At 66.6% G+C, this 24,032-nt stretch carries 21 protein-coding genes; 4 read left to right on the forward strand and 17 right to left on the reverse strand.

The annotated features are described in order from the left end of the window. Positions 1–24: 24 nt before the first annotated feature. From ACZ5R1_RS12275 to ACZ5R1_RS12290, 4 genes are all read right to left on the reverse strand, one after another. Positions 25–1,662, reverse strand: coding sequence for an ABC transporter substrate-binding protein (locus tag ACZ5R1_RS12275; protein ID WP_027602372.1), 1,638 nt, complete (start codon positions 1,660–1,662; stop codon positions 25–27). A gap of 439 nt (positions 1,663–2,101) precedes the next feature. Continuing rightward, a complete protein-coding gene (locus ACZ5R1_RS12280; RefSeq protein ID WP_044341816.1) occupies positions 2,102–3,394 on the reverse strand; it encodes an NAD(P)/FAD-dependent oxidoreductase in 1,293 nt (430 codons plus the stop codon). A 27-nt stretch (positions 3,395–3,421) separates the two neighbouring features. Then, a complete protein-coding gene (locus ACZ5R1_RS12285; RefSeq protein WP_027599278.1) occupies positions 3,422–4,093 on the reverse strand; it encodes a haloacid dehalogenase type II in 672 nt (223 codons plus the stop codon). 308 nt (positions 4,094–4,401) lie between these two features. Further along, positions 4,402–5,877 (reverse strand): aldehyde dehydrogenase family protein, encoded by a 1,476-nt coding sequence (locus ACZ5R1_RS12290; RefSeq protein ID WP_044341815.1) that lies wholly within the window; start codon positions 5,875–5,877, stop codon positions 4,402–4,404. Positions 5,878–6,061: 184 nt separating this feature from the next. Between ACZ5R1_RS12290 and ACZ5R1_RS12295 the strand changes: the two genes are divergently transcribed. Continuing rightward, positions 6,062–6,904, forward strand: a complete 843-nt coding sequence (locus ACZ5R1_RS12295) for a GNAT family N-acetyltransferase (RefSeq protein WP_377708549.1) — start codon at positions 6,062–6,064, stop codon at positions 6,902–6,904. A gap of 161 nt (positions 6,905–7,065) precedes the next feature. Here the strand turns inward: ACZ5R1_RS12295 and ACZ5R1_RS12300 are convergent, their stop codons facing one another. The 7 genes from ACZ5R1_RS12300 to ACZ5R1_RS12330 form a co-directional block, all read right to left on the reverse strand. Beyond that, complete coding sequence (locus ACZ5R1_RS12300) at positions 7,066–7,581, reverse strand: Lrp/AsnC family transcriptional regulator (protein ID WP_267407421.1); 516 nt, start codon at positions 7,579–7,581, stop codon at positions 7,066–7,068. 23 nt (positions 7,582–7,604) lie between these two features. Beyond that, positions 7,605–8,960, reverse strand: coding sequence for an aspartate aminotransferase family protein (locus tag ACZ5R1_RS12305; protein WP_077172866.1), 1,356 nt, complete (start codon positions 8,958–8,960; stop codon positions 7,605–7,607). Next, positions 8,944–10,053 carry a phosphotransferase gene (locus tag ACZ5R1_RS12310; protein ID WP_464712329.1) on the reverse strand — a complete coding sequence of 370 codons (1,110 nt, stop codon included), beginning with the start codon at positions 10,051–10,053 and terminating at the stop codon, positions 8,944–8,946. Before ACZ5R1_RS12310 ends, ACZ5R1_RS12305 begins: the two co-directional genes overlap by 17 nt. Further along, complete coding sequence (locus ACZ5R1_RS12315; protein ID WP_288462479.1) at positions 10,053–10,754, reverse strand: haloacid dehalogenase type II; 702 nt, start codon at positions 10,752–10,754, stop codon at positions 10,053–10,055. Before ACZ5R1_RS12315 ends, ACZ5R1_RS12310 begins: the two co-directional genes overlap by 1 nt. Before the next feature lie 158 nt (positions 10,755–10,912). Then, positions 10,913–11,314 carry a hypothetical protein gene (locus ACZ5R1_RS12320; protein WP_027599272.1) on the reverse strand — a complete coding sequence of 134 codons (402 nt, stop codon included), beginning with the start codon at positions 11,312–11,314 and terminating at the stop codon, positions 10,913–10,915. A gap of 69 nt (positions 11,315–11,383) precedes the next feature. After that, positions 11,384–12,718: a dicarboxylate/amino acid:cation symporter gene (locus tag ACZ5R1_RS12325; protein ID WP_027599271.1), complete on the reverse strand. Its 1,335-nt coding sequence runs from the start codon at positions 12,716–12,718 to the stop codon at positions 11,384–11,386. A gap of 111 nt (positions 12,719–12,829) precedes the next feature. Further along, entirely contained in the window at positions 12,830–13,888 is a 1,059-nt protein-coding gene (locus tag ACZ5R1_RS12330) for a tartrate dehydrogenase (RefSeq protein ID WP_042134281.1), read from the reverse strand. Positions 13,889–14,012: 124 nt separating this feature from the next. Here ACZ5R1_RS12330 and ACZ5R1_RS12335 point away from each other — a divergent pair, with 124 nt between their 5' ends. Beyond that, the gene (locus ACZ5R1_RS12335) at positions 14,013–14,936 is read left to right on the forward strand and encodes a LysR family transcriptional regulator (protein WP_027599269.1); all 924 of its coding nucleotides are present in this window, start codon (positions 14,013–14,015) and stop codon (positions 14,934–14,936) included. A 6-nt stretch (positions 14,937–14,942) separates the two neighbouring features. Here ACZ5R1_RS12335 and ACZ5R1_RS12340 read toward each other — a convergent pair whose 3' ends face one another. From ACZ5R1_RS12340 to hmgA, 6 genes are all read right to left on the reverse strand, one after another. Further along, complete coding sequence (locus ACZ5R1_RS12340) at positions 14,943–16,079, reverse strand: glycerate kinase (protein ID WP_464712330.1); 1,137 nt, start codon at positions 16,077–16,079, stop codon at positions 14,943–14,945. Between the two features lie 82 nt (positions 16,080–16,161). Next, entirely contained in the window at positions 16,162–17,256 is a 1,095-nt protein-coding gene (locus ACZ5R1_RS12345) for a CdaR family transcriptional regulator (protein ID WP_464712331.1), read from the reverse strand. Between the two features lie 93 nt (positions 17,257–17,349). Continuing rightward, positions 17,350–18,429 (reverse strand): 4-hydroxyphenylpyruvate dioxygenase, encoded by a 1,080-nt coding sequence (hppD, locus tag ACZ5R1_RS12350; protein WP_044341808.1) that lies wholly within the window; start codon positions 18,427–18,429, stop codon positions 17,350–17,352. Positions 18,430–18,566: 137 nt separating this feature from the next. Then, a complete protein-coding gene (gene maiA / locus ACZ5R1_RS12355) occupies positions 18,567–19,205 on the reverse strand; it encodes a maleylacetoacetate isomerase (RefSeq protein ID WP_464712332.1) in 639 nt (212 codons plus the stop codon). Between the two features lie 121 nt (positions 19,206–19,326). Further along, positions 19,327–20,625: a fumarylacetoacetase gene (fahA, locus tag ACZ5R1_RS12360; RefSeq protein ID WP_464712333.1), complete on the reverse strand. Its 1,299-nt coding sequence runs from the start codon at positions 20,623–20,625 to the stop codon at positions 19,327–19,329. After that, positions 20,622–21,914, reverse strand: coding sequence for a homogentisate 1,2-dioxygenase (hmgA, locus tag ACZ5R1_RS12365; protein ID WP_464712334.1), 1,293 nt, complete (start codon positions 21,912–21,914; stop codon positions 20,622–20,624). The genes fahA and hmgA overlap by 4 nt, the downstream gene beginning before the upstream one ends. A 128-nt stretch (positions 21,915–22,042) precedes the next feature. On the opposite strand from hmgA, the gene ACZ5R1_RS12370 reads away from it, so the two are divergent. Together ACZ5R1_RS12370 and ACZ5R1_RS12375 are read left to right on the forward strand one after the other, a co-directional pair. Continuing rightward, on the forward strand, positions 22,043–22,822 hold the full coding sequence (locus tag ACZ5R1_RS12370; protein WP_074583634.1) for an IclR family transcriptional regulator: 780 nt from the start codon (positions 22,043–22,045) through the stop codon (positions 22,820–22,822). 168 nt (positions 22,823–22,990) lie between these two features. Further along, entirely contained in the window at positions 22,991–24,022 is a 1,032-nt protein-coding gene (locus tag ACZ5R1_RS12375) for a GGDEF domain-containing protein (protein ID WP_042134297.1), read from the forward strand. Positions 24,023–24,032 lie beyond the last annotated feature (10 nt).

A 24,032-nucleotide genomic window follows, 5' to 3' on the forward strand; every position in this document is an offset into this window, starting at 1 on the left:
CGACTCACCGTGAGGCAACGAGCGTCAGGCCTCCAGCCAGACGTGCTCCGCGAACATGTAACCCATGAAGCCACCGATGGGGATGATTCCGTAGCCACCGAGCTTGGGCGAATGGGCATCGATGGAGCTGGTGAAGATCGGCAGGCCGATGCCGCTGTGCTGGTGGATCAGCAGCTGCATGTCGGCGTACATCTGCTTGCGCTTGGCGACATCCGTCTCGCCGCGGGAGGCCACCAGCAACTGGTCGAACTGTTCGTTCTTCCAGCCGGATTCGTTCCAGGGCGCATCGGACTTGAAGAATTGCGACAGCAGGATGTTGGCGGTGGGCCGGGCGTTGATGTTGCCGAAGCCCAGCGGATCCTTCATCCAGTGGTTGTCCCAGTAGCCGTCGGCGCTGACCCGATTGACCATCAGGTTGAGGCCGGCCTGGCGCGCCGACTGCTGCAGCACCAGGGCCATCTCGTTGGCGTTGTCGGCGGCGGTGGAGGTCACCAGCGGCATCCGTGCGCCGGCGATGCCGGCCTTCTGGAAGAGGAACTTGGCCTTGTCCGGATCGTAGGGCCGCTGGGGCAGATCCGCCGCGTAATAGGGTGTGCCCGGCATGATCGGCTGGTCGTTGCCGATGGTGCCGTAGCCGAGGAACACCGACTTGAGGATCTGCTCGCGGTCGAACAGCAGCTTCATGCCCTCGACCACGTTGGGATCGTTGAACGGCCGGTTGGGAATGCGCATGATCAGGTCGGTGTAGCCACCCGAGGTGTTGGCCACCACCTTGAGCTTGCCGCTCTGCTTGAGGCGCTCGGCGGAGCGCGGATCCACCGACACGGTGAGCTGGACGTCGCCGGCCAGCAGGGCATTGACCCGCGAGGGCTCGTCGCCGATGCCGATCAGCTCGATCTCGTCCAGATAGGGCTTGCCGGACTTCCAGTAGTTTTCGTTGCGCACGCCCACGGTGCGCACGCCCGGCTTGAATTCCTTGACCTTGAAGGGCCCGGTGCCGTTGGCGGTGGAGAAATCCTTGGTGCCGTCGGCGATGATCAGGAACGGCGAGATGGCCAGCACCGCGGGCAGCTCGGAGTTCGGCGACACCAGGCGGATGCGCACCTCGTCGGGGGCCACCGCGGTGACCTCGGCGAACTGGTCGGCCAGGGCCTTGACCTTGGAACCCACCGCCGGGTCCTTGTGGCGCAGCAGCGAGTAGACGACGTCGGCGCTGTCGAAGGTCTTGCCGTTGTGGAATTGCACACCCTGGCGCAGCTTGATCGTCCAGGTCAGGGCGTCCTGGGTATCGAAACTGGTGGCAAGCGCCATCTGGGGTTCGAGGTGGCTGTCGAAGACGGTCAGGCCGTTGTAGAAGAAGTATTGCCGGGCATAGTCGCCGGAGAAAGCGCCGCGGGCCGGATCGAGCGTATCGGCGGTGGACGACCCGGCCGCTGCGGCGCGCACCCGACCGCCACGGCGCGGGGTGCCGGTGACCGCATCTTCTGCCGCGAACGCCTGGCCGTCACGGCCGAGCAGACCACCCACCCCGGTCGCCAGCAACCCGGCGGCGCCCAGCAGGCGCAGCGCATCGCGCCGCGACAGCCCCCGATGCAGGGCTTCGAAGGCCCGAACGCTTTCAGCAGCTCCTATCAGGGGACTTCCAGTCTTTTTCTCGGTCATGTCGGCTCGCTCGTTGGGGGCTCGGTCACCAGTCCGTACACCCCTCCCCGGGCGCACGGCGCTGTCCTCTTGGCCGCCTTGTCATGCGGCCTGGTTCATTACAGCACCGGCCCCTCGCCGATTACCGTCGAATTGCCCCTGCGGCGAGACAGAAAAGACCGTTTTGACCAAGCCGCTCAGCATTGTTTGCGGTGTGCGTCGCGACGGCGCATCAGGGCCCGCCATGCCCGTCTTTGGCGCGCTGGCGCGGCGTTTCGCTTGGGGTGGCGGAGCGCGGTGCGGACCGCGACGGGAGACTGGATGGCTGCGAAAAACCTGCGGTGGCAGCAGGTTCTGCGCAGCGCCGCCGGTTTGCGCCCGCCGGGCTGCGGAAACGCAAAACCGCCCGCGCAGGCACTGCGCGTGGCAGGGCCTGGGCGGGCGGTTGCGGGAGCGACGGCTAGTGCAGGCGATCCTGGACCCGGTAATACAGCCCTACCAGCGGCAGAAACCACGGCTTGCCGAAATGCCCAGGAATGGCGGGCCAATCCAGCACCCGCCAGGGATTGGCCTGGCTGCGCCCTTCCAGCACCTCGGCCATCACCCGGCCCATGTGCACCGACATCTGCACCCCGTGGCCGCTGTAGCCCATGGCGTAGAACAGGCCATCCTGCTCGCCGGCGCGGGGCAGGCGGTCGGCGGTCATGTCCACCAGGCCGCCCCAGCAATAGTCGATGGGCGTCTGGGCCAGGCTGGGAAACAGCTGGCCCAGGGCGTTGCGCAGCACGGCGCCGCTCTTGGCGTCCTGGCGCGGATCGGACAGGGCGAAACGCGCCCGCCCGCCAAAGATCAGCCGGTGATCCGGCGTGGTGCGGAAATAGTTGCCGATGATGCGGCTGGTGACATAGGTGCGCCGATTGGGCAGCAGTTCATCCAGCTGCGCCTTGGGCAGCGGCGCCGTGGCAATGATGAAGCTGCCCACCGAGGCGATGCGGCGGCGAAACCACTGGAAGGGGCCGACGCTGGCGTTGCCCGTGGCCACCAGCACCTGGCGGGCGCGCAACTCGCCCTTGGCGCTGATCACCCGAAAGCTGTCATCGGGCAGGCGCTGCAGATCGCTCACCGCCGCGCCCTCGTATACCTGGGCGCCCCGTCGCACCGCCGCATCGGCCAGCCCTACGCCGAAGCGCCCCATGTGCATCTGGGCACCGTTGTGCTGCAGCAGCCCCCCATGGAAATCATCTGACGCCACCTCGACCCGCACCTGGGCCGCGCTGAGCAATTCGACCTGCGGATCCACCTCCTGGCGGATCAGTTCGCAGGTACGCGCGAGGTTGTCGTAGTGCTGCGGCTTGGCCGCCAGTTTGAGCTTGCCGGCCTTGTGGAAGTCGCAGGCGATGCCTTCTTCGGCGATCACCGCCTCCACGCTGGCCACCGCATCGGCATAGGCCTGGTAGAAGGCCCGGGCCTTTTCGGCGCCCAGGCTGGCGTGCAGGGCCGCGTAGTCCTGGGCGACGCCGGTGTTGCAGTGGCCGCCGTTGCGCCCGGAGGCTTCGCCGATCACCCGACCGGCCTCCAGCACCGCCACGCTGGCACCGCGCCGGCGCAGGGCGACGGCCGCGGAGAGCCCGGTGAAGCCGCCGCCGATGATGGCGACATCCACCTCGCCCGCCACCGGCCCCGGGGTGGCCCCGGTAAAGCCCGGCGCGGTCGCGAGCCAGTAGGAATCGGACGATGCTGGGCCAAGACTCATGGGCAGGCGCTCCGGCAGCTCAGGGGGTTATTCGAGACCGACGACCGCGGCCAGGCCGCCGATGTCCTTGATCTCGGTGTTGCGGTAGAACGGCGTGCTCGGCTCATGGCCGCGATTCACGAACACCTTGTTCTTGATGTTCATGTAGTCGGCCGGAATGAGGTCGTAGCGGAAGCTCGACGACACGTGCAGCACGTCTTCCGGGCCGCAGCCGAGGTTGTCCAGCATGTATTCGAAGGCCTGCAGGCGCGGCTTGTAGGCCTGGCCCTGCTCGGCGGTGAAGACCCGGTGGAAGGGCACGCCCAGCTTGTCGACGTTGGACATGATCTGCTCGTCGGCGGCGTTGGAATAGATCACCAGCGGGATCTTGTCGGCGATCTTGGCCAGGCCCGCGGTCACGTCCGGATGCGGCCCCCAGCTCGGCACCGCCTCGTAGTAGGCATTGGCCTCGGCGTCGGTGAAGGAGATGCCCCAGCGCTTGCAGGTACGCTCCACCGCCGAGTACAGCACTTCCGAATAGGGTTTCCAGGCGCCCAGCACCTCGTCGAAGCGATAGCCGTTGAAGTCCTTGCAGAACTGGTCCATCGCCTCGGCCGGAATGCGGTCGGCGAACATCTCGCGGGCCATGTCGGACATGCGGAAACGGGTCAGGGTGCCGTAGCAGTCGAAGGTGATGTACTTGGGCCGAAAGGCGGTCATGGCAAGAGTCCTTTGACAGGGGTCGTGAGTGAGAGGCCGGGGCGCCAGTGGCATCCCTGGCAAGCATTACAGCACCGGCGGGCCTGACAGTTGTCCGCTTTCAGGCGCCGCGGGAGACAGAAAAAACCGTTTTGGCGGTAGGGCCCAGCATTGTTTGCGGCGACCTCAGGCTTTGGCCGAAAAGTGCCTGCGCTCGGCCATGCTGCGTTAAAAATCATCTCGGAATGCTCATTTACCATTCGTAAACTCCGCTTCCTCGCTGATTTTTGCCTTGCCTGACCATCGCTCAGCGACTTTTCGGCCAAGCCTCAGGAGTGCTCCAGATCGATCAGCACGCTCTTGCTGCGCAGGGTCGCCTCATAGGCGGCGCGGCCCAGGTCCTTGCCGATGCCGGAGCGCTTGTAGCCGCCGGTGGGAATGATCCAGTCGTGGCTGCGGCCATAGCGATTGACCCAGACGGTACCGGCTTCCAGCGCCCGCGTCAGGCGCAACGCCCGGCCGAGATCGGCGGTGTGCACCCCGGCGGCCAGGCCGTAGGTGGGGTGGTCGGCCAGCGCCAGGGCCTCAGCTTCGTCGTCGAACACCTGCACGGTCAGCACCGGGCCAAAGATCTCTTCGCGCACCGCGGGATTGTCGGCCTCGACCCCGGTGATCAGCGTCGGCTGATAGTAGGCGCCGCCCATGCCCTCCTCCAGGGCACCACCAACCAGGATCTCCGCGCCGGCCGCCCGACTGCGCGAGACGATGTCCTGGATGCGCTGGCCCTGGCGGTGGGAAATGATCGGCGCCAGGGTGGCCTCCGCCGACCAGGTCGGCCCCGGGCGCAAGGCGGCGAAGGCCGCCTGGATGCCCTCCAGCATCGGCTCCAGGGCGGCCCGTTGCACCAGCAGCCGCGACCCCGAAACGCACACCTGGCCGGCGTTGCCGGTGATGGCGGCGGCCACGCTGCGGGCGGTACGGGCCAGATCCGGGGCATCGGCGAACACCAGTTGCGGACTCTTGCCGCCCAGCTCCAGGGTCACCGGCTTGGGCCCGCTCTCGGCGCAGGCGGTCATGATGGCGGTACCGGTTCCGGTGGAGCCGGTAAAGGTGACCTTGCCGATGCGCGGATGGCGGCACAGGGCGTCGCCGGTGGTCCGGCCATCGCCCTGGACCACGCTGAGGATGCCGGCCGGCAGACCTGCCAGGACGGCCAATTCAGCCAGGCGCAAAATGGAGAACGGCGTCAGCTCCGACGGCTTGATCACCACGGCATTGCCGGCGGCGAGCGCCGGCGCCATCTTCCAGCCGGCCATGCTCAGGGGGAAATTCCAGGGCGCGACGGCGCCCACCACGCCATAGGGTTCGGTGATCTGCAGCCCCAGGTGACTGGTGGCGGTGGCCGCCACCTCGCCGCCGTGCTTGTCGGCGAATTCGGCGAAGAAGCGGATGCCCTCGGCCACATAGGGGATGTCCCAGGCCAGCACCTCGCGCAGCGGACGGGTCGAACCCACCGCTTCCAGCGGGCCGAGGATCTCGCCGTCGGCTTCGACCAGATCGGCCCAGCGGCGCATCACCCGCGCCCGCTCGCGCGGCGGCCGGCTGGCCCAGTCGCTGGCCTTCCAGGCACGCCAGGTGCCCTCCACCACCTCGTCCACCAGGTCCGCCGAGGCGCACGGCAGACCGCTCTGGAAACCGCCATCGGAAGGCCGGAACACCTCCAGTTCGGCGCGGGCGTCGCGGATGCGCCCCTCGCTGAAATGGGCACAACGAACCGCTATTGCTCTGGGGTCGAACGAGGCCATGGCGCGCTCCGCTAGGGCTGTGGGCTTGGCCCCCATGCTAGGCGCGCGGATCGCCATCTTTTGCCGAACTGGCAGGGGCCTTCGGCGCCGCGCAGTGGCGCGTCCACCCCTCGGCAACCGAATCTGCCGTCGCGGCTTGTTAGGCTGACGCCTGAATCAGCCAGACCCGAATCGGAGCCCTGCCGTGTCCCACGCCATCCTAAGACCCCTGCGCGAAACCGACCTCGCCACCGCTCACCAGCTGTCCCAGGCGCTGCACTGGCCCCATCGCCCGGAAGACTGGCAGTGCCTGTTCCACACCGGCGAAGGCCTGGTGCTGGAAGACGACCAGGGCGTGTTCGGCACCGGGTTCTGCGTGCCCCAGGGCGACTTCGCCACCATTGGCCTGGTGATCGTCGCCGACAGCCACCAGGGCCAGGGCCATGGCCGCCGCCTCATGGACGGCCTGCTGCAACTGGCCGGCAACCGCACGCCCCTGCTGGTCGCCACCCTGCGCGGCGCCCCGCTCTACCGCAGCCAGGGCTTCGATTCCTATGAGCGCATCTATCAGCACCAGGTGGCGAGTCTGCCGGCAATGGCTGAACGTCAGCCACTGGAAGACCAGATCCGTGAGCTGAGTCCGGCAGCGGCGCCGCAGCTGAAGACCCTGGCCCAGGCGGCTACCGGCCTGGACCGCAGCGCCCTGCTGCAGGAATTGCTGCCCCAGGCCGAGCGCATCGTCGGCTTTGAACAGGAGGGCCAGTTGCGCGGCTTCGCCCTGCTGCGCCCCTACGGCCGCGGCCTGTCGGTCGGTCCGGTGATCGCCGAATCCACCGACCAGGCCAAGGCGCTGATCCTCGCCCTGCTGCGCCACGCCGAAGGGCAATACGTGAGATTCGACGTGACGGCCCGCAGCGGTCTCAATCCCTGGCTGAGCGAAATCGGCGTTCCCCAGGTCGATGAGGTCGAGCAGATGGCCCGGGGCAAGGCGCCGCTGTCCCGCGATGGCTTGGATCAGTTCGCGCTGCTGACTCAGGCGCTGGGCTGAGCGACCGCGGCCTCGCGCGAGCGGTATCCCCGTGACAGGCGGCGCGGTCGCCTGACCGCTCTGCTGGGCGAAATCGGCGACCATCCCCTTAACCGTCCAGCCCCGCAGGCGCCCTCAGGGCACAGCCGTCCGCACCGTCAGGCCAGGGTTCCAGACGCTGGCTAGCGTCCTTCATCCGCCCAGCTGGGCCGCTCATTGACGAGGGTTTCCAAGGGATAGCCGCCTTGGCGAAGGGGCTGGCGCAGGACGATGCGGCTGGCAAATTTCTCGATACCGATATTGTCCTCCAGCAGTCGATCCATCAGGGCCTGCAACCAGTTGATGCTCGGCACCACGATCTTGAGCAGATAGTCGTAGCCGCCACTCACGTTGTGGCACTCGACGATCTCCTGATACCGGGTGATTCCGTCTTCAAAGGTGCGAAAGTCGGCAGGTCGATGGCTGCTGAGGGTGACCTCGGAAAAGACGATGACATGACTGCCCACCTTCTCCAGGGCGATATCGGCGTGATAGCCGCGGATCACCCCGGTCTCCTGCAGTCGCTTGGTGCGAAGCAGGCAGGGACTCTCGCTCAGCGATATCGCGGAAGAAAGCTCGACATTCGAACAGCGTCCCTCGCGTTGCAGATACACGAGAATCTTGATATCGAACGCATCGAGGGACGCCGGAGGGTGCATGGGTCTGCCTTGAACGGTGAGCGCTAGACGCGGGGAACTGCAGAGTGCGCTTCGGTCAGCGCCGCGTCGAGCGTCTCTATCACCAGGCCGGCCTGTTCCGCGGTGAGCACCAAGGGGGGGCGAATCTTCAGCACGTTGTGGCCCATGGCGCAGCCGCTGAGCAAGACACCCTTGTCGCGCATCAGATTGACCACCCGGGTCGTCAGCGCTCGATCCGGCTCTCGGGTCAGCCGATCGGACACGAGCTCCACGCCGACGAACATGCCTACCCCCCGCACATCGCCGATGGCCGCGTGCCGGTGGGCGAGCGCCGCGATACCCTCTCGCAGGAGCGTGCCCACCTCGGCGGCATGCTGCACCAGGCGTTCCTTCTCGATCGTGTCGAGCACCGCCAAGGCGGCGGCGCAGGACACGTTATTGCCCCCGAAGGTATTGAAATACCGGGAGTTCCTACCAAACTCGGCGAGGACGTCAGCGGTGGCCAGCAGCCCGGCGACCGGTTGTCCGTTACCCATCGGCTTGCCCAGGGTGACGATATCCGGGATCACACCGTGACGCTGAAAGCCCCACAGGTGCTCGCCGGTCCTGCCAAAGCCCGGCTGGACTTCGTCGGCGATGAAGATACCACCGGCCCGCTTGATGGCCTCGACCGCGCCCTTCAGCAGACCCGCCGGCTCGGGCAGGATGCCATCGCTGGTAAAGATCGAGTCCACGATCAGCGCCGCCGGCTTGATGCCGTGGCGTTGCAGGTCGCGAATCGCCGCTTCGACGTCGCGGGTGAAGCGCTCAGCGACATCCACCGCGCCGGCATGGTAGGCGCGTGGCGCCGGTACCAGCCGCACGTGGGCGCCGAGGTCCACCGTGGCGCCCAGCGACGGCGAGAACTTCGCGACCGCATCGGTGAAGCCGTGATAGGCGGTCTCGGTGACGATCACGCCCGTGCCCCCCGTGCGCACCTGGGCGATCCGATAGGCGACGTCGTTTGCCTCGCTCCCGGTGCAGGTGAGCATGAGGTGCGCCAGCTCGGTCTCGGGCACGGTGGCGAGCAGGCGCTCGGCCAGTTCGAGAATGGTGTCGTGCAGATAACGGGTATTGGTGGCGAGGGTCTGCACCTGCCGGCAGATCGCCTCGGTCACCGTGGGGTGGCAATGGCCGAGCGAGGCGACATTGTTGTAGGCGTCCAGATAGCGGCGGCCCTCCGGATCGATCAGCCAGGCGCCCTCGCCCCGCACGATATGCAGGGGATGCTCGTACATCAGCCGATAGGCCGGCCCGAGCAGGGCGTCGCGGCGTTCGATCAGGGCCGCCGTTGCGGCGTTCAGTTTGACGCGGCCCGGTATGTAGGCGTTGACCATGTTGAGGTCAGGGGTGCTGTTCATGGCGTGGTCCTGTGCATACGTCGGTAAGTAACAGCTCGCGTGCCTGATCTCGAGACAGATCGGCCAGCAAGGTCAGTGCCTCCCACGAGGCCGCGTTGTGGCGCATGATGTAGTCGTAGTTTTCCGGGTAGCGCCTGGCCCGCCACTCCGAGATCAGCACGGTGATCAGGTGACGCGTCGCCATGAGGTCGGCAACGATCTCCTGCTCCCTTTCGTCGAGCGGCAGCGTGGCGTGATAGGCGCCGAGGAATTGCGCGGGGCCCAGGAGTGGATCGGCAGGGCCACTCATGGCAGGGCCGCTCCCGGCAGGGCCACTCATGTGGAAGGCAGCGGCGGTGGCGACCTCGCCCACCAGGGGCGCATGCAGCATGTCGCCGAAGTCTATGACTCCGACGATGCGCTCGTGGTCCTGGGGCGCGGCCAGCACGTTGTAGAGGTGGTAGTCGTTGTGGATGACCTGGGCCCTCAGATGTGGCAACAGCGGCAGCACGTGCCGGTTGAAACGCGCCATGAACGTCCTGACCAGGGCGCGGCGCGGGCCTTCTTCGATGCTATCGACCTTGGCCGCCAGGCGATGGGCCGTGGCAACGTTCCACAGCAGATCGTGGGTCGCGGACGGGTGCTCGAAGTCGCGCAAGGCGAGGTTCAATTCGGCCAGGAAGGTGCCCATCGCTCGGCGCTGGGTAGCGGTACGGCGGGTATCGCGGACCTGCACACCGTCGAGATAGGTCAGCATCCGCACAGAGGTCGCCGATCCGTCCGGGAGCACCAGGGTAGCGTGCGTCTGCCCTTCCAGCGTCCGCACCACCCGAGGTACCGGAAGGCTGGGCGCCACGCAGCAAATATGGTCGAGCGCGGCGATCTGAAAATCCACCACTGCCAGGGATTCGGACGGATTGCTGATCTTGACCACGTAGCGCTCGCCCGCCGCCGTTTCCACACGGCAATTCTGATCCCGCTCACCCAACAGCAGGTCGACCCGGCCATCGATACCGTAGAGACGCCGAACGAGCTGCTGCACCTCGTCCGGCGCGAGGGCCGGTGGCGGCGTCTCCATGGTCGCCGAGACGCCTGGCTGTGCGGTGGCGACCATCACCCCTGCCTCAGCAAGGCGGTCTCGGCGAGGCCTGGCAGACCAAGCAGCCCCGGAAGTTGGCGGATATCGGTCAGGCGCTCGACGCCATAGCCGTCGCAGGCCGGCTCATGCCCGCGGTCGATGAAGGCCCTGGCCATGAAGCCCAGATCCGCAGCCGTCATCAGGTCGTAACGGAAGCTCGAAGAGACATGCATCATGTCCTGCGGCCCGCAGCCCAGTTGCTCGAACATGTACTCGAATACCTGCGCCCTCGGCTTGTAGGCGCGCGCCTCTTCCGCCGTGTAGACCGCGTGAAAATCCGCCTGCAGGTGGGCGACGCTGGCGGGAATCAGATCGACCATGGAGTTCGACAGGATCACCAGCGGTACCTGCGGGGCGATGGCCTTGAGCGTCTCGACGACATGCGGATGCGGCTGCCAGGTGGGCACGGCCTGGTACAGAGCCAGCGCATCGGTCGCGCGATAGTCCACGCCGTGCTTGGCGCAGGCGCGCTGAATGGCGTTTTCCACTACCTCGAAAAAGGGCTTCCAATCGCCCAGGACTTCATCGAGGCGATAGAAACGAAAACTGTCGAGGAAGGCTGGCATCCGCTCGCTCGGCACACGATCCGCGAACAGCCGCTTCGCGGTGGGTCCCATTTCGAAGTTGATGAGCGTGCCATAGCAGTCGAAGCTGATGAATTTCGGCTTGTACGTCATGTGTCGCGAACTCCAGCGCCTGGGTGAGGGGTGATGCCTCAAGCTTAGGGAGTTCGCGCCCGCTGGGATGCTCTACAACAGGGACGCTCAGGCAGATTCCTGCGCAAATCGGCGCCTGCTGGCAGGATCTGCGGGAAGACTTTCCGACGACTCGCCGGTCAACGCCACTCGCACCCCGCCACACGGTTGCAACTGGTACGGGCGCGGTCGCCCTGGGACGTGGAGAAGCGACTGATGACGTTCCAGCCCAGCTGCCGGGTGCGGCCCAGCCAGAGGTTGCCGTCGCTGGTCAGGCCGCTGAAGAACTGCAGTCGTCCCAGGCGGGTGCTGGTCTGCGCCCATGACAGACCCGAAACCGGATCGTAGCCCCGCATCAGGGTGTCGTTGCCCTGGACCGCCACCCCGTACCAACCCCCCTGCCCGTCCTGGCAACGCAACACGAAGGCGCTGCGCACGCAGGTGTTGGCCGGTTTGAGACTGGGAATGGCCGCCTGGACGGCAGGTACCAGCAGCAGAGCCGCGGCCAGCAGGCCGGTACGCAGGAGCGCAGACGAGGTCATGGCGGTAATCGGTCGGGAGCGGGACGCCCAGCATGAGGTAAATCCCGCAGCCCGACCAGCACTGGCGTGCTAGAGCGCCTTGCGACCCAGACTGGACAGGGCCGGCTCGGCCATCGCCACGCCTTCCTGAGCCTCCGGCTCCGAAGCGGGAATTGCCTGGCCATCCAGCGCGGCGTTGAGCCGTCCCATGTCCAACGCTCCCACCCAGCGCGCGATAACCAGCGTGGCTACGCCATTGCCAATGGTATTGGTGATCGCTCGAGCCTCGGACATGAAGCGGTCTACACCCAGTAGCAGCACCATGCCGGCCACCGGGATGGTGCCAAGACTGGCGAGGGTCGCCGCCAGGGTGATGAAACCGGAACCGGTGACGCCGGCCGAACCCTTGGATGTGAGCATCAACACAGCCATGATGATGAGCTGGTCGGTCAGGCTCAGTGGCGTGTTGGTGGCCTGGGCGATGAAGGTCGCGGCGGCGGTGTAGTAGATGGCCTGGCCGTCCGGGTTGAAGGTCAGGCCGGAGGGGATGACCATGCCGGCCACCGGCTTCGAACAGCCGGCGTTTTCCATCTTGCGGATCATCTGTGGCAGCACCGATTCCGACGAACTGGTGCCCAGCACGGTGAACAGCTCTTCCTTGAGGTACCTGAGCAGCTTCCACAGGCTGAAGCCGGCGACGCGGCAGATCGGGCCCAGCACCAGGGCGACGAACAGGATGCAAGTAATGTAGAAGCAGGCCATCAGCTTGCCCAGGGAGAACAGCGAGCCGAAGCCGTACTTGCCGATGGTGAAGGCGATGGCGCCAAAGGCCCCCAGCGGCGCCAGGCGCATCACGATGTTGACGATGCCGAACATGCCGTGCATCAGGCTATCGAGGGTGCGGATGATCGGCTTGCCCTTGTCGCCACAGCGCGCCAGGGCCACGCCGAGCAGGATGGAGAACAACAGGATCTGCAGGATGTTGCCCTTGGCGAAGGCATCCCCGAGGGTGTTGGGGATGATCTGCATCATGAAGGCGATGAAGGATTCATGCTTGGCGGCCTCGGTGTAGCTGGCGATGGCGGAACTGTCGAGGGTGGCTGGATCGATGTTCATGCCAGCGCCGGGCTTGAAGGTATCGACCACTACCAGCCCGACGATCAGCGCCAGGGTCGAGACCACCTCGAAGTAGATGAAGGCGCGGATGCCCACCCGGCCCAGCTCCTTCATGTCGTTCATCTTGGCGATACCGGTGACCACGGTAAGGAAGATCACCGGCGCGAGCAGCATCTTGATCAGCTTGATGAAGGCATCGCCGATGGGTTTGAGCGAGGTGGCGAAGTCCGGATAAAAGACGCCGAGCAAGGCGCCAGCAATGACCGCGATGACGACCTGGACGTAGAGTTTTCCGAGTAGGCGCTTCATGGGATATCCATTGTTGTTCTTGTAATGGAAGCGACCGCGCCGGCGGGCGGTCGCCCGTGAAAGTGCTGAGGCCTTCCCACCCGCTGGCTCGCCGCGGGTGGGAACGCCGAGCTAGCGGGCGATCAGCTCCAGCACGGCGTCGGTGACCTGGCGCGTGGTGGCCGTACCGCCCAGGTCTGGCGTGTGCAGGCCGCTGGCGGTGACCTCCTCGATGGCTCGCATCAGGTGGGCACTGGCCTCGCGCTCGCCAAGGTGGTCGAGCATCAGCGCCGCGGTCCAGAAGGTAGCGATAGGGTTGGCGACGCCCTTGCCGGTGATGTCGAAGGCTGAGCCGTGGATGGGCTCGAACATCGAGGGAAAGCTCCGGTCGGGGTTGAGATTGGCGGTAGGCGCGATACCCAGGCTGCCGGAGAGCGCTGCAGCCAGATCCGAGAGGATGTCGGCGTGGAGGTTGGTGGCGACAATCACGTCCAGGTTGCCGGGCTTGAGCACCATGGTGGTGGTCACCGCATCCACCAGCTCACGGGTAGTGCGCACGTCCGGATAATCCTTGGCCACCTCGGCGAACACCTCGTCCCACAACACCATGCCGTGGCGTTGGGCGTTAGACTTGGTGACCAGCGTCAGGTGCTTGGCCGGGCGGCTGCGGGCCAATTCGAAGGCGAATCTATGGATACGCTCGACGCCAACGCGGGTGAAGGTGGAGACCTCGGTGGCTACCTCGATGGGCAACCCCTGGTGGACCCGACCACCGCTGCCGGAGTATTCGCCCTCGGAATTCTCCCGCACGATCACCCAGTCAATGGCCTGCCCGTTGGTCAGCGGACTTTTAACCCCGGGTAACACCCGCGCCGGCCGCACGTTGGCGTATTGGTCGAAGCCCTGGCAGATCGGCAGCCGCAGGCCCCAGAGGGAAATATGATCCGGCACCTTCTGGCTTCCTACCGCGCCGAAAAAGATGGCATCGGCCTGCTTGATCTCGTCCAGCCCCCCTTCCGGGATGTAGTGACCATGCTGCAGGTAGTACTCCGAATCCCAGGGGTAGTGGCTGACATCAAAGGCGAAACTGCCCAGGCGCCTGGCCAGGCCTTCGAGGACCTCGAGGCCGGCGGCAATGACTTCGACCCCGATACCGTCTCCGGGAATGGCTGCGATCTTGTAGTTCTTCATGGCTGGGCCCTGTGCTCTGGTTCGTTGGATGAGACGCCGACTGGCAGCGCTGGGCCGAGTATAGGTAGTGAAACCTGAGCTAAGATTCACCTGAACTCATCACTTACGTGAACTGAGGTTGATAATGAGTCGTCCCCAGGATTTGACCTTTTTTCACCAACTGGCCCAGCAGGGCAACCTGGCCGCCACGGCTCGCGAGCTGGGCATCACGCCCTCTGCAATCAGTAAACGACTGACCGCACTGGAAAAACGGCTAGGCGTTCGGCTCGTCAACCGGACCACTCGCTCCCTGGGTCTCACGCCCGAGGGTGAGCTTTATTTCCGCCATGCCGGACGCATTCTCGGTGATATCGAAGCAGTGGAAGACATGGTCGCCAGTCGCCGGAGCCAGCCCAAAGGCCTGCTGAGGATCAACGCTTCCCTGGGCTTTGGCAGACGCTACATAGGCCCGGCTCTGGCAGCCTTCATCGACCGCTACCCGGAGGTGGAGACCCAACTGCTGCTCAGCGACCATCCCATGGAACTGGCTGCCCATGGTCTGGACCTGGGCATCCGCTTCGGCGTGGCCCCGGATGCGGGCTATCACGCCCGACGCATCGCCAGCAATCGCCGATTGCTCTGCGCCTCACCGCTTTATCTGGAGCGCTACGGTGCACCGCAACGGTTGCAGGATCTGGCAACGCACAACTGCATCTTCCTGCGACAGAACGACAGCATCCACGGCGTCTGGGAGTTTCTCGAAGGGTCGCGCACCCGCAGCATCAAGGTCCGCAGCAACCTGAGCTGCAACGATGGTGAGGTGGCGCTGAACTGGGCACTCGAGGGCCGCGGCATCCTGCTTCGGGCGGAATGGGACATCGCCCGCTACGTGCGTAGCGGGCGGCTACGTCGGGTTCTGGAGGACGCCAGACCGCCTTCGGCAGATGTTTATGCGGTCTATTCCGAACACCATCACCTATCGGCCAAGGTGCGCCACTTCATCGACTTCCTGGTGGAACGCTTTCAGCGTATCGACCACCTCGAAGACCCGGCCAGCGAAGTCGACTGATCGCTCTCAGCTCTGCGCCGCCTGCCACAGCCGACCGATATTGCGAGCGGTGCGTTCCAGCAGCCCCTCGGCCTGGGCCAGGGCCTCTTCCAGGCTGAGCGGGCCCGGTACCAGACTGAAGGCAGCGGCGAGGCCCTGTTGATAGAGGGCGTCGTAGCCTTCGCCCAGCGAGCCAGCCACGGCCACCACCGGTACGCCGTGGCGCTGGGCCAGGCGCAGGACGCCCGCCGGGGTCTTGCCCCTCAGGGTCTGGCCGTCCAGCCGCCCTTCCCCGGTCACCGCCAGATCGGCGCCCTGCAGGGCTTCTTCCAGACCTACCAGCTCCGCGACCACCTCGATGCCGGGGCGAAAGGTGGCCTGGAGAAAGGCCAGGGCGGCAAAGCCGACCCCACCGGCGGCGCCGGCACCCGGTTGCTCGCTGACATCACGGCCCAGGGTCGCGGCGGTAACCGTGGCGAAATGCGCCAGGGCCGCGTCCAGCTCCCGCACCTGCTCGGGGGAGGCGCCCTTCTGCGGCCCGAAGATCTGGCTGGCTCCCTGGGGACCACAGAGCGGATTGTCGACGTCGGCGGCGATGACCACCTCCACCGCCGCCAGGCGCGGATGCAGGTACGTCAGGTCCAGGCTGGCCAGGGAGGCCAGCGCCGCACCGCCCGGTGCCAGCGCTTGGCCCTGCCCGTCCAGCAGCCGGACGCCCAGGGCCTGGAGCACGCCCGCGCCGCCGTCGTTGGTGGCGCTGCCGCCGATGGCCAGCACCAGGCGCTCGGCGCCGGCATCCAGGGCGGCGCGCAGGAGCTCGCCGGTCCCGTGGGAGGTGGCGACCCGCACGTCGCGGCGGGCCCTGGGTACCAGTTCCAGACCGCTGGCGCTGGCCATCTCGACGAAGGCGGTGCGCTGCTCGGCCAGCCAGCCCCAGCGGGCGGTCACGAGTTCGCCCAGGGGACCGGTCACCCGCGCCTCGCGCACCTCGCCGCCCGTCGCGGCGAGTACGGCATCCAGGGTGCCTTCGCCGCCGTCCCCCAGGGGGCACTCGATGACCTCAGCCTCGGGTAGGGCCTGGCGCAGGCCGCGGGCCAGGGCGCTGGCGACACCGGCGGCGGACAGGCTTTCCTTGAAGGAATCGGGAGCGATGACGATTTTCATGGGGCGATTCTCCGTTGTTATGCGCCGAGTGTTTCCTGGATCGGGCACGGCAGCAACAGGACAGACGCCCAGTCTCGACAGGTCAGGACTGTGAATTCGCCCAGCCCTGATCCCATAGCAGCAAGGCGCAATACAGTTCGGCGGCGTCGGCGAAACGGCGTGGATCCCGTCCGGTCAGCGCCTGGATCCGCTCCAGTCGATGCCGCAGCCCATTGCGATGCAGCCCCAGCGCCTCGGCGCAGGCCTGGGGGCTGGCGTCCTGAGCGAACCAGCTGCGCAGCGTCGCCAGCAGCTGGCCGTCGCGATCGGCGCGGCGCAGTCTTGCCAGCGGTTCCAGCAGCCAGGCGCCGCGCGCGCACTCGGCCTGGCCCTGCAGCCAGGTCGGCAGGGCCAGATCGTCCAGCGTCACCCGGATGAGCTCAGGCCGCAGGCGCCGGGTTACTGCCAGCAGGTCCAGCGCCCGCCGGGTCGTCTCGGCCAGCCCCGTCCAGGGTCGCGGCTCGGGGATCCAGGCGCTGCGCTGCAACGACCAGCCCTGCCCCGGCAGTTCCTCCAGCAGCGCCTCGGGCGCTTGCGCGCCGGGTCGATACCACAGCCATTGCCGCTCTTCATGGGGCAGGCACCAGCTATGGACGCTGCGCTGCTGCGCCCAGTCGCCAAAACCCGGCGCCGGCACGGCGAATTCCAGCAGCAGCACGTCCCGCGGCAGGGCTGGCTTCAGCCCGAGCAGCGTGGCATGGCGCCCCAGTTCGGGTGCGGCCCCGGGCGCGAGCAGCTGCCGCAGCAGCGGCGTGGTCATGCGCGCGGTCGCGGGCGGCTGCCCTGCCGCCTGTTCGATGAGCATTTCCGCGGTCAGGCGCAGGAGTTCGGCGGGCAGGCGCAACTGCTCGGCGTCCTCCCCGGACACGCCGAGCACGCCGACCAGTTCGCCCTGGTGATACAGCGGCAGATTGATACCGGCCTGGGCCCCCGCCAATCCCGCGGCAGCGCTGGCATCCAATGCCACCGCGCGGCCTTCGGCGATGACCTGCCGCGCCCCCGCATGGTGGCTGAACAGCCGCGCCGGATCGCCCGAGCCGATGATCAACCCGGACGCATCCATGACATTGACGTTGCCGGGCAGGATGCGCATGGCGCGTTCGACGATTTCCTGCGCCAGGGTCTGGCTCAGCTCCATGGCCACCTCGGAGGTTGAAGGACGCCGGCATGGCGCGCCGTCACCTTAGAGGCGCCTCCATCGCTGGGCAAGCCGGTGGAGTTACGGGAGGGGCTATTCCGAGGTGCTCAGCACGCCACGGCGCACCTGGTCGCGCTCGATGGATTCGAACAGGGCCTTGAAGTTGCCCTCGCCAAAGCCGGTATCGCCCTTGCGCTGGATGAATTCAAAGAACACCGGCCCCAGCAGCGTCTGGGAGAAGATCTGCAGCAGCAGGCGACGCTCCCCACCCTCGGAGGTACCGTCGAGCAGGATGCCGCGGGCTTTCAGCTCTTCCACCGGTTCGCCATGGTTGGGCACCCGGCCTTCGAGCATCTCGTAGTAGGTCTCCGGCGGCGCGGTCATGAAGCGGGTACCAAAGGCCTTGAGCCGATCCCAGGTGGCCACCAGGTCATCGGTGAGAAAGGCCACGTGCTGGATGCCCTCGCCGTTGAACTGCATGAGGAATTCCTCGATCTGCCCGGCCCCCTTGGAGGATTCCTCGTTGAGCGGGATACGCACCAGGCCGTCCGGCGCGGTCATGGCCTTGGAGGTCAGCCCGGTGTACTCGCCCTTGATGTCGAAGTAGCGCAACTCGCGGAAATTGAACAGTCGCTCGTAGAAGTCGGCCCAGTAGGCCATGCGCCCGCGATAGACGTTGTGGGTCAGGTGATCGATCACCTTGAGACCAGCCCCCACCGGCTTGCGCTCGACTCCCTCCAGGAACACGAAGTCGATGTCGTAGATGGAGCTGCCCTCCTCGTAGCGATCGATGAGGTACAGCGGCGCGCCGCCGATACCCTTGATCGCCGGCAGGCGCAATTCCATCGGCCCGGTGGGCATGTCCACCGCCTGGGCGCCCAGCTCCAGCGCCTTGGCATAGGCGTGGTGGGAGTCGCGGCAGCGAAAGGCCATGCCGCAGACCGAGGGGCCGTGTTCGGCGGCGAAATAGGCGGCATGGCCGGTCTTTTCGCGATTGACGATGGCGTTGATGTCGCCCTGGCGAAACAGCACCACGTCCTTGGATCGGTGGTTGGCGACGTGAGTGAAGCCCAGGCTTTCCAGCACGGGTTCGATGACGTTGGGCGTGGGCGAGGCGAATTCGATGAACTCGAAACCCATGAGGCCCATGGGATTTTCAAACAGATCGGCCATGATTGGCTCCTTGACGGGTGACGTGACGGACGTTGCCGATAACGCGGGCTAGCAACCCGTCAAGGGCGGCGCGCAGGAAATGCCACGCACGCTGCGCGCCAGGAAATCACCCAGGATGAGCTGACAGCCGAGCAGCTTCATGAGGCCACCCGCACCGGGGCATCGGGCTGCGCCTCGGGGTGTGCCTGCTGGAAGGCCGGATGCGCGCCAGCCAGGGCCTCTACCCGCTGGACGCGTGGATAGGACGCCAGGTCCACCTGGAAACGCCGCGCCGCATAGAGTTGGGGCAGCAGATAGACATCCGCCAGCCCCACCTCACCGAAACAGAAGCCACTGGAGCCGATCTGCGCCTCCACCGCCGCCAGGCCCTCACCGATCCAGTGCGAGATCCAGTCGAGCACGGCCGGCTCTTCCAGGCCCAGCCCGCGCAGGCGGTTGAGCACCGAGACGTTGTGCAGCGGATGGACATCGCAGGCGATCAGGGCGGCGACACCCCGATGGCGGGCGCGCAGCAGCGGATCGGCCGGCAGCAAGGGCACGGCCGGATAGCGCTCTTCCAGGTATTCGAGGATAGCGGGCGACTGGATCAGCACCTCGCCGCTGTCGAGGCGCAGGCTGGGCAGCCGCCCCTGGGCATTGAGCGCCCGGTAGGGCGGCTGGTGCTGCGCGCCCGACAGCAGATTGACCGGTACGGCTCGGTAGTCCAACCCCTTCAGCGCCAGAGCCAGGCGGACCCGATAGGACGAGGTGGAACGGTAATAGGTGAAGAGGTCCATCGACACTGCCCCGCGCTTGCCTGTCGGCTTCTTATTATGCGTAAGCTGATTACGTTAAGTGGAATCTGCGCCGGCCCGGATGGCTTGTCAATGCCGCCTGGGTCGGCCAATACCCGCTCGCCTAGTCGGCCGCCACTACCCGACCGCGACATTCGCCGAAGCCGATCGTGGGCAGCCCGGGCCGCTGGCAGCGCGCCCGGAGGATGACCTCATCACCGTCTTCCAGAAAGGTACGGGTCTCGCCGCCTGGCAGCTGCAGCGGCTGCTTGCCGCCCTGGGTGAGCTCCAGCAGGCTGCCGCAGCTGTCGGCGTCCGGCCCGGACAGGGTGCCCGAACCAAAGAAGTCGCCGGGCTGCAGGGCGCAGCCATTGACGGTGTGATGGGCCACCATCTGCGCCACCGTCCAGTACATGTTCAGGGTGTTGCTCAGGGCGATCCGCTGGGCGGGGTGCCCCTGCTCCGCCATGCGCGGCGTGCGCAGCAGCACTTCCAGCTCGATGTCCAGGGCCCCCTGGGCCTGGTCATGCTCGTCGTACAGATAGGGCAAGGGCTGGGGATCCCCGGCGGGTCGTGCCGGCTGCGCCTGGCGATAAGGGGCCAGGGCTTCCGCGGTGACGACCCACGGCGACAGGGTGCTGGCGAAACTCTTCGACAGGAAGGGCCCCAGGGGCTGGTATTCCCAGGCCTGGATATCCCGCGCCGACCAGTCGTTGAGCAGGCAGAAGCCGGCGATATGCTCGGCGGCGTCACCGATGGCGATGGACTCGCCCTGGGCGTTGCCCGGACCGATCCAGATGCCCAGCTCCAGTTCGTAGTCCAGCCGCCGACAGGGGCCGAAGACCGGGGCGTCCTGTCCGGGCGGCAGCGTCTGGCCCTTGGGTCGCCGGAACGCCTCGCCGGATACCCCAAGGGTCGAGGCGCGGCCGTGGTAGGCGATGGGCACGTGCTTGTAGTTGGGCAGCAGCGGATTGTCCGGACGGAACAGCCGGCCGATCTGGGTGGCGTGGTGGATGCCGACATAGAAGTCGGTGTAGTCGCCGACCCGCGCGGGCAGGTGCATCCGGCAGGCGCTCTGGGGCACCAGCAGGTGTTCGCCCAGCTCCTCGAGGTGCTCGCGTTGCGGATGGTCGGCGCGCAGCAGCGCCTGCACGGCCTGGCGCAAGGCGATCCGCGCCGGCCGGCCGGCGGCGAAGAAGGCATTGAGCGTCTCCCGGGCGGCCAGTTCGGCGGCCCGCTGGGCTTCGCCACGGAACAGCCCGGCTTCGAGGGCGAAGCCCAGGTCGAGGATGAAGTCACCCACCGCCACGCCGCCCCGGGGCGTCTCCTCGCCGCGACTGAACACACCCAGCGGCAGGTTGTGCAGGGAAAAATCCGCATGGCCGTTGGCCGAGGCCACCCAGCTGGGCGATTCGTGGGTCATGCCGATTCTCCCGCGCCGGGCGCGACAAAGGTCTTGGTGAGGCCTGCCCAGCAGGCGTCGTAGTCGGGCTGCAGCAGCGGCGAGGCCAGGGCGTGACGGGTCGGCCGCAGGACACGGCCGGTTTCGAACATGAAGGCCATGGTGTTCTCGATCCTGTGCGGCCGCAGATCGGCGGCGATGGCGTTCCGGGTGGACACCTCGTCCGGGCCATGGGCGCTCATGCAGCTGTGCAGGGAGGCGCCGCCCGGCGCGAAGCCATCGGCCTTGGCGTCGTAGGCGCCCTGGATCAGGCCCATGAATTCGTTCATCAGGTTGCGATGGAACCAGGGCGGCCTGAAGGTGTTTTCCGCGACCATCCAGCGTGGCGGAAAGATCACGAAGTCGATATTGGCCACCCCTTCGCTGGCGCCCGGGGCCGTCAGCACGGTGAAGATCGACGGATCGGGATGATCGAAACTCACCGTACCCAGGGTATTGAAGCGGCGCAGGTCGTATTTGTAGGGCACGTTGTTGCCATGCCAGGCGACCACGTCCAGCGGCGAGTGATCCAGCTCGGTCTCCCAGAGTTCGCCGAGGAATTTCTGCACCAGCCGGAAGGGTCCCTCCAGATCCTCGAAGCGGGCCACGGGTGCCTGGAAATCCCGCGGATTGGCCAGACCGTTGCTGCCGATCGGCCCCAGCTCGGGCAGCCGCAGGGATCGCCCGTGGTTTTCGCAGACATAACCCCGTATCGGTTCGCCCGCCGCTACCTCGACGCGGAATTTCAGGCCGCGTGGAATCACCGCGATCTCCAGCGGTTCGAGGCGCAGCAGGCCCAACTCGGTCACCAGCTCCAGGCGTCCCTGCTCAGGCACGATCAGCAATTCCCCGTCGACGTCGTAGAAGACGCCGGTCATGCTGGCATTGGCGGCATAGCGATAGAGGCTGACGCCTTCGGCCTGATCGGCTGCGGCGGTGGCGACGATCCGCTCCAGGCCGGCGAGAAAATCGGTGGCGACTGCCGGGATCGGCAAGGGATTCCAGCGCAGGCGATTGGGCGTGGGGGCGCCCAGTTCCGCGCCGGTCAGCTGGACGGTGCAGCGCTGAAAGCGGCCGTGGGCGGCCGACGGCCGGAGCCGATACAGCCAGGAGCGTCGGGCCTCGTGGCGCGGCACGGTAAAGGCCGTGCCGGAGAGTTGCTCGGCATAGAGGCCGAAGGGCGCGCGTTGCGGCGAGTTCTGCCCGATGGGCAGGGCACCCGGCAGCGCCTCGGAGCTGAAGTGATTGCCAAAGCCGGACTGGTAGCTCACTGGCGGTGCTACTTGTTCTTGTTGGTTCAACGGGGCCACCCATTATGCGTAACAGGTTTACGCAAAAAGTAAATTGAACCTGGCGGAGCGTCAAGCTATAACGCTGCCTTTCCACGGCGAGCGAATCGATGACAGACATTCCCGAAGCAGCACCCCCACGGCGGCAGAAGGTGCAGGCGGCCGAGGTCGGCACCGATATCCTCAAAGCCCTCGCCGAGCTGGCACCCTCCACGTCCCTGTCGCGCCTGGCCAGCCACCTGGACATGCCCGCCAGCAAGGTGCATCGCTACCTGCAGGCGCTGATCGCCAGCGGTTTCGCCGAGCAGGATCCACGAACCAATCACTACGGACTCGGCCAGGCCGCCCTCTTCGTCGGTCTGGCCGCCCTGGGTCGACTGGATGTAGTGAAGCTGGCGGCGCCGGTTCTGGCGGACCTGCGCGACGAGGTCGGCGAGACCTGCTTTCTAGCGGTCTGGGGCAACAAGGGCCCGACGGTGGTGCTGGTGGAACAGGCGGTGCGCGCCGTCACCCTGGTGACCCAGGTCGGTTCGGTGCTGCCGCTACTGGGCTCGTCCACCGGCCTGGTGTTCAACACCTTCCTGCCGGATGCCGAGACCGCGGCGTTGCGTGCGGAAGAGTTGCGCCAACCGGCTGCGCCCAGCGCCGCGACCCTGGCGGAGGCCGCGCGCCAGCTAAGGGAAACCCATATCCAGCCGGTGCACGGCCTGCTGATGGCGGGGGTCAATGCCCTCTCCGCGCCACTGCTAGGAGCCGGCGGCCGGCTGGCCGGCGTCCTGACCGTGGTCGGTGCCGCGCCAGGCTTCCAGGCCGAGGTCGAAAGCGCCGCCGCGCTGCATCTGCGGGCAGCCGCCCAGGCCATCAGCGGGCGGCTGGGTGGAAAGCTCTGACGATTGGCGTCGCAGTGCAGCCGTCAGGAGCGCCAATGGTCGCGGCGGCGCTCCGCTTGATCCTTTCTACCCTCCATTCGGCTAAAGGATCCCCCAGACTGGCCGTTTGCCATTAAGCTTACTGTTAGCGCGTTTATCATTGGCGCACTGCTTTATGGTGATCCCTTCATGACTGCTCTTTCCTATCGTGATCGCAACCAGGCTCTCAACGACTCCCTGGGCAAATTCTGGCAGGTCGCCAAACCCGTGGTTCAGGCGGCCATGGCCATTCATGTGGCGTTGCTGGTCGTTTTCATCCTGCTCGACCAGATCCTGATGGCCTGGGCCAACGTGCTCAGCATCGCCGCCTACGTGGGCTGTCTGGCCGCCCTGCGCCAGCGGCGCTATCGCATCGCCAGCCTGACCATGAGTTGCGAGATCGTCGCCCACGCCTGGATCGCCACTTGGCAACTAGGCTGGGACAGCAACTTCCACTACTACGTGCTGTGCATCCTGCCGATCGTCATCTACAACTACCGCACCGCGCCGATCCGCCATCTGCTGCTGGTCTCCGGCATCCTGGTGACCCTGGCGGGCGGCTATCTGCTGCACCCACCCGCCACCCTCGCGCCGCTGGCGATGAAGCTGTTCGGCACCATCAACATCATCAGCGCCCTGGGGCTGCTGCTCTACGGCACCGGTGCCTCCTTCCACCACAGCACCAAGATGCAGCTGGACCTGTTGCACTCCGCCAGCCACGACAGCCTCACCAACCTCTACAACCGGCGGCGGATTCTCGACCAGGCGGAAAAGCACAGTGGCGTGAGTGGCAGCCTCATCCTCTTCGACGTCGATCACTTCAAGCACATCAACGACCGCTTCGGCCACGACTGCGGCGATCTGGTGCTGCAGGGGATCGCCGACGTCATCCGCCGCGAGGTGCGCCATTCCGATCTGGCGGCGCGCTGGGGTGGCGAGGAATTCCTGGTGCTGCTGCCCCAGGCGCGAACCGAGGTGGCCTGGGGCGTGGCGGAACGCATCCGCCAGCGCCTGACCGAGGTCACCGAATCACTCGAACGCGGTCCCGCGCGGGTCACGGCCACCCTGGCGGTCTGCGAGATTCGCGACTGCGAAGCCTTCGCCAGCGCCCTGGAGCGCGCCGACCAGGCGCTCTACCGGGGCAAACAGGAAGGCCGCGACCGGGTGATGCTGGCGGCCTGAGCCCCCGGCC

It is taken from the genome of Pseudomonas sp. Pso3 (genome assembly GCF_055393275.1).